A 6,355-nucleotide genomic window follows, 5' to 3' on the forward strand; every position below is an offset into this window, starting at 1 on the left:
CTTGCTACACCCCGGCAGCTGACCCGAACGAGGGCGGCCGGTCGGCCCTGGCCTTGCCGAAGGCCTCATTCGGCTTGTCGCCCATGACGAAGACCAGGTTGCCACCGGCGGCCAGTTCCTTATGGCTGATCCAGCTTTTCGACCACGGCTGGCCGTTCCAGCTGACCGACTGGATGTAAGGCCGGCCCGGACCGTTGTCCTTCGCCTCGATCACCAGCGTACGGCCACCACCGACCTGCACTTCCGCGCGATCGAGCAGCGGGCCGCCGAACACGTAGTTCGTGCTGACCGGGTCGACGGCGTACAGGCCCATCGCGCTGATCACGTACCACGCGCTCATCTGGCCGCAGTCCTCGTTGCCGGGAAGGCCATCGGGCTCGGGCAGGTACATGGATTCCAGGATCATGCGCACGCGCGCCTGGGTCTTGTGGTGCGAACCGGCGTACGCATAGAGGTAGGGCATGTGGTGGCCCGGCTCGTTGCCGAACGCGTACTGGCCGATCATCCCGGCGATATCCGGCGGCGCGTTGTCCGGCAGGGCCGGGTCGGCGTTGAACAGCCCGTCGAGCTTGGCCTCGAAGGCCGTCTCGCCACCGAACAGCGCCATGTAGTTGTACACGTCGTGCTGGTTGAGGAAGGTGGCCTGCCAGGCGTTCGATTCGGTGAAGTCGCGCCAGCGCTTCGAGTGACCGATATTAATCGGGTCGAAGGGCAGCAGCCAGCTGCCGTCGTCCGCACGGGGGCGGACGAACTGGGTGTCCTTGTCGAACACGTTGCGATAGTTCTGCGACTGCGTGCGCAGAAGCGCCGCATCGTCGGCGTGGCCCAGCGCATCGGCCATGTGTGCCACGGCCCAGGCGTCGTAGGCGTATTCGAGGGTCTTGCTGGCCGCCTCGCCTTCCTTGTCGCTGGGGATGTAACCCTTCGCACGAAACGCCGGCAGGCCAAAGTAGTCGTCCTGCAGGGCGCGACGACGCAGCACCGGCCAGGCCTTGGCGTAGTCGATGCCGGTAAAGCCCTTGGCCTGCGCCTCGGCGATCACCGGCGCGCAGTGGTAACCGATCATGCAGACCGTCTCGATGCCTTGCAGCGGCCACACCGGCGCGCCACTGGGGCTTTCCACGGCAAGACGCACCAGGCCGTCGACCAGATCCGGCACACGCTCGGACTGGTACAGCGTGAACAGCGGATGCTCCGCGCGGTAGGTATCCCACAGCGAATACGTGCTGTAGTTGTGCCGGCCTTCGGGCAACGTGTGGACCGCCTTGTCCATGCCGCGATAGCGCCCGTCGAAGTCGCTGAACACCGTCGGCGCGAGCATGGTGTGGTACAGCGAGCTGTAGAACGTGCGCTTGATCTTGTCCGACGACGTTTCGATACGGATACGCGACAGCTCCCGCTCCCACTCCGCTTCCGCGGACGCGCGCACGCCGTCGAAATCCCAGGCGGGCATTTCGTTGTCCAGGTTGCGCATGGCGCCATCGATATCGACGCCGGAGATGCCGACCTTGACGAGCAGGGGCTCGCTCGAGGCCTTGTCGAAGTGCAGCGCCGCCTTCAGCTGGTCACCCTTGATCGTGGTCGTGCCGGCGGGCAGCGCCTTGTCGTCGCTATAGAGCGTGGCGTTCACGATCGGCCGCGACAGCTTCATGGCGAAGTAGAGCACCCGGCCGGTCGCCCACTGGTAGACGCGACGACCGCCGACGACGGTGTCGTTGCCAACGAGGGTCAGCTCGACATCGCTCAGTCGCGTGGGCGTCTGGACGTTGTCCTGATAGCCATGGGCGAGATCGAGCAACAGGTGCGCGTCGCCGTCCTTCGCGAAGGTATAGCGATGCATACCCGCACGCAGGGTCGCGGTCAGTTCGGCGAGGATGTCATGCTCGGTGAGCTTCACCCGGTAATACCCCGGATGGGCCTGCTCGCCGGTGTAACGCGATCGGTAGCCCTTGACGTGCGTACGGGGCGCCTTCTCCGGCTTTTGCCCACCCTTGTGCTTGGCGTCGAAGCGCGACACGTAGTTCACGCCGTCGTAGTCGCGATCGCCCGGCTGCAGCCGTACCGCGCCCATCGCCGGCATGACCAGGAAGTCGAGCATATCCGCCGCACCGGTACCGGACAAATGCGTGTGCGAGAAGCCCATGATCGAGCCATCGTCCTGATGGTAGCCGGACGAGCCGTCCCACTCCGCGTTGTTCGTGTCCGGGCTCAGCTGGACCATGCCGAACGGCCGCGTCGCACCCGGGTAGGTGTGACCGTGACCGCTCGAGCCAACAAAAACGTCGACGTAACGCAAGACGCCATCCGCAGCGGTGCCGCCGCTGGCGGGTGGCGCGTTCAAGCCTTTGTGTACCCCGTCGGCCAGCACGGTGAGGGAACCGAGCGGACCAACGACCGAAACAGCGGCCATGCCTTGCAGAAAACGTCGACGGGTAACCATGAATCGCTCCAGCTCAGTTGCGCGCGTCAGACGCGGCGCAGGGAATCGGGATGCTTGTCGGCAAGGTGGACCACGAGCTCGCCGAACAAGGTATTGGCCCACGCAAACCACACGCGGGTGAACTGTTTCGGATCGTCCTGATCGAAAGCCTCGTGCATGAAGCCGGTGCCGGCATGCGTGGTCTTGAGCCAGTGCAGGCACTGCCGCTGCTCGGCCACGTCATCCGTGGTGAACGCCTTCATCATGATCGACATCGGCCAGATCATGCGCAGGCCTTCGTGCGGACCCCCGATGCCWTCACCGGCACTGCCCTTGAAGAAATACGGGTTGTGCGTGCTCCATACCCGGTCACGCGTGCGCTGGTAGCGGGCATCGTGCGGCGCGCTCTCAAGGTACGGCAACGCGAGCAGGCTCGGAACGTTGGCGTCGTCCATGAACAGCTGGTTGCCGTAACCGTCGACCTCGTAGGCCCAGTAGTCGCCCTGCGGATCCTTTACCACGCCGTATTGCTCGACGGCAGCGGCGATCTCGTCGGCCATGGCGTGGCATTCGTCGGCGAAGACCTGATCGCCATAGAAGCTCGCATGCATCTGTGCGAGGCGACGCAGGGTGACCACGGCGAACAGGTTGCCCGGGATATTGAACGCGTAGACGGTGGCGTCGTCCGACGGACGGAACATCTGGTGGATCATGCCGACCGGACGGGTCGGCTGGCCGTAGCCGTGCAGGAACTGGCTCTCGGTCGGATTGGGCGACGGGCGCTGGAAGTGGTACGGGCCGGGGCTCGTTTTCCGCTGCTGCTCGCGGAAGGTCGTGACGATCAGTCGCGTCGCCGCACGCCACGCGTCGTCGAATGGCTCGCGGTCACCGGTGGTCTGCCAATAGCCGTGCGCGAGGCGCACCGGATAGCAGAGCGAATCGACTTCCCACTTGCGCTCGGCCACGCCGGGGCGCATGTCGGTCTGGTCGGACTGCGCCCAGTCCAGCTTGCTCTTGCCCTTGGGGTCGGGAAGAAAGGCGTTCGCGTACGGGTCGATCGCGATACAACGGGCCTGGCGGCGGATCAGTCCGCGGAACAGTTTACGCAGCGCCTCGTCTTTCGGCGCCAGCGGCAGGTATGGCCACACCTGGGCCGAGGAGTCGCGCAGCCACATCGCGTCGATGTCGCCGGTGACGACGAAGGTGTCTTCGTAACCGTCCAGGCGACCGACTTCCACCGTCGTGTCGAGCGTATTCGGGAAGCAGTTCTCGAAGAGCCAGGCCAGCTCGGGATCGGCGATCTTCTTCTTGGTCGCGGCGATCAGTGCTTCGACGGCCGGACTGGTGAACTTGCGCTGGCCTACCGGCGGCCGTTTGCCGGGAAAGCGTGGCGCGGCGAACGCGCTTGCGCTGATCCCGCCAGCCATGGCGACGCTGGGTACCAGCGAGATCCACTTGATGAGGTTACGACGGCTGGGATTCACGGCTGGCTTTCCTTCAGGGCATCGATCAGTGAGCGTACCGACAAAGCGTGGCGAAGCGTGTCCGCGTCGACGTGACCGTCGATGGCCACATCGACACTTTCACCGGGCAGCAGGTCGAAGGCGTTGTTGGACAGGCGAACATCGAGGTCGCCCGTGTCGATCCATACCCCGCGCGCCAGGCGCTTCGCGGTGACCGTCAGCACGAGCCCGTGCCCCGTGTCGCGCAGGCTCGTCGCCAGCTCCGGCTGGGGTAGCGCGAGGGTCCGTGCCGCACCGAAGTACAGCAGGTGATGCGCAACGAGGTTGCCCTGCTCGAGCAGGTCGAAAGCGACCACGGTACGTCGCGGATCGGCGCCCTTGAGCAGGGTCGCATCATCCAGGCGCGCCAGGCTCGTGCTGCTGAGGGCCGTCGCGCGCAGGGGACGACTCTCCTCGCGCAGGAGCTTGCCAGCCATGTCGTAGACACGCGTGCGCAGCGTGGCGTCGAAGTCGGCCGTGCGATCGGAAACCGCGAACACCTCGGTCTTGCCGTCGCGCCGCAGCGGGACCACGTCGACCGGCGCATAGAAACGCTTCGCATGGAACTGCAAGGCCTTCCAGCGATTGAAATAGTCCACGCTCGCCCAGGAGGCGCCCGGCCAGACGTCGTTGAGCTGCCAGTACAGCGAGCCCATGTTACGCGGACGCGCGCTGCGCAGGTGTTCGGCGGCCAGCTCGATGCCTTCGGCCTGCATCACCTGGCTCAGGTAGACGAACGAGGGGAAGTCCTTCGGCTCGCCGTATTCCTGGCGGATGTACAGCAGCAGCCGCTGGTTGCCGTCGCCGTTGGCGAACTTCTGGTGGGCGCGCATCACCTTCGATTCGGGCTGCATATCGCCGGCGTCGGCGAAGGCCTTGATCGTCGCCATGACCGGGAACGACTGCAGGCCGTATTCGGACTGGAAGCGCGGCGTGACATCGAGGTAATGCGAAATCGGCTCCGAGCCGGACCAGACCTTCCAGTAATGGAAGTCGCCATCGTTCTCGACATTGGCTTCGCCGTCGAAATCGGTGCTCGGCGAACTCGCCCAGTAAGGCGTCTGCGGGGAAAGATCACCGACGACCTTGCGCAGGGTCTTGCCGAACAGTTCGCGCATGCCGTCATCGAGGCGACGTACTTCGTCCGCGTTGATGAATTTGCGGAAGTCCTCGCGATCGGGCCAGGACTCCCAGCCGGTCTGCACTTCGTTGTTCCCGGCCCAGAGCACGATGGACGGGTGGTCGCGGAGGCGGGTGACCTGTTCGACGGCTTCGATGCGCGAGGTTTCGCGGAAGGCCGGATCGTAGGGCGTGATCGCACCGCCGAACATGAAGTCCTGCCAGATCATCAGGCCCATGCGGTCGGCCGCGGCGTAGAACGCGTCGTCCTGGTAGGTGCCGCCGCCCCACATGCGCAGCATGTTCATGTTGGCGTCCCGCGCGGAACGCAGGATCGCCTCCATGCGCGCCGTGGTCACCCGGGCGGGGAAGCTGTCGAACGGGATCAGGTTGGCGCCCTTGGCGAAGGTCGGCACGCCGTTGACCACGAAGGCAAAGCCCCTGCCCCACTGATCCTTGTCGCGGCGCAGTTCCACGCTGCGCAGGCCGGTTTCCTGATCGGCCTGGGCGACGGTTGCGCCACCCGTGCTCACGGTGGTGTGGAAGCGGTACAGGTTCGGATCGCCGTAACCGACCGGCCACCAGCGTTGCGGATGGTCGATGTCGACGGGCACGGCGACATGGTTTTCGCCGGCGACCAGGGTCACCTCGCGTTCCTGAGTGCCATGCGTGCCGTTCGGCGCGGTCCATTCGACGGCGACCTTGACCGTGCCGGCCTTATCGGCCTGCAAGGCGAGTTGCGCATCGACGTGCGCGTTGGCTTCGTCGACCTTCGCCTGGGCGATATGGAAGTCGGCCAGACGCAGGTCGTCCCAGCTTTCCAGGCGCACGGGCCGCCAGATGCCGGCGGCGAGGTACCGCGGACCCCAGTCCCAGCCGTAGTGGTAGTTGGCCTTGCGGACGTAGTTGGAGGTCTGCTTGCCCTTCGGCTCATCGCCGAAGGACGAATCGAATTCACCCGGCAGCGCATACGGCTGCTTGAGCAGCCAGGGCTGCAGGCGGGCGATGGGGGATTGGAAGTGCACCAGCAGGCTGTTGCTGCCGGCGTGAAGCACGCCTTTCACCGGCAGGCGCCAGCGGCGGAACATATTGTCCGCGGCCAGCAGCTTCTTGCCGTTGAGGCTGACCTCGGCAAACGTGTCGAGGCCGTCGAAAACGAGGTCGACGTGGCCACGCTTGAGCGCGGCCGCGTCGACGTCGAAGGAAAGCTGGTAGTCCCAGTCCGCGAGGCCGATCCATTGCAGGCCGGCCTCGTTGTCTCGCCAGAACGGATCGCCGATCCGTCCCAGCGCCAGCAGGGCCGTCTGGACGGCAC

General features: G+C 65.5%; 3 protein-coding genes. All 3 read right to left on the reverse strand.

The features are described 5' to 3' along the window. Positions 1 to 4: 4 nt before the first annotated feature. Positions 5 to 2,440 carry a GH92 family glycosyl hydrolase gene (locus AC1DYM_RS21230; RefSeq protein WP_477341764.1) on the reverse strand — a complete coding sequence of 812 codons (2,436 nt, stop codon included), beginning with the start codon at positions 2,438 to 2,440 and terminating at the stop codon, positions 5 to 7. A gap of 26 nt (positions 2,441 to 2,466) precedes the next feature. After that, the gene (locus tag AC1DYM_RS21235; RefSeq protein WP_477341769.1) at positions 2,467 to 3,846 is read right to left on the reverse strand and encodes a glycoside hydrolase family 125 protein; all 1,380 of its coding nucleotides are present in this window, start codon (positions 3,844 to 3,846) and stop codon (positions 2,467 to 2,469) included. Positions 3,847 to 3,899: 53 nt separating this feature from the next. Then, positions 3,900 to 6,355 (reverse strand): beta-mannosidase (locus AC1DYM_RS21240; protein ID WP_477341766.1); only part of this gene is annotated, 2,456 nt, incomplete at its 5' end.

The sequence above is a fragment of the Luteibacter sp. P1_D3 genome, assembly GCF_056406135.1.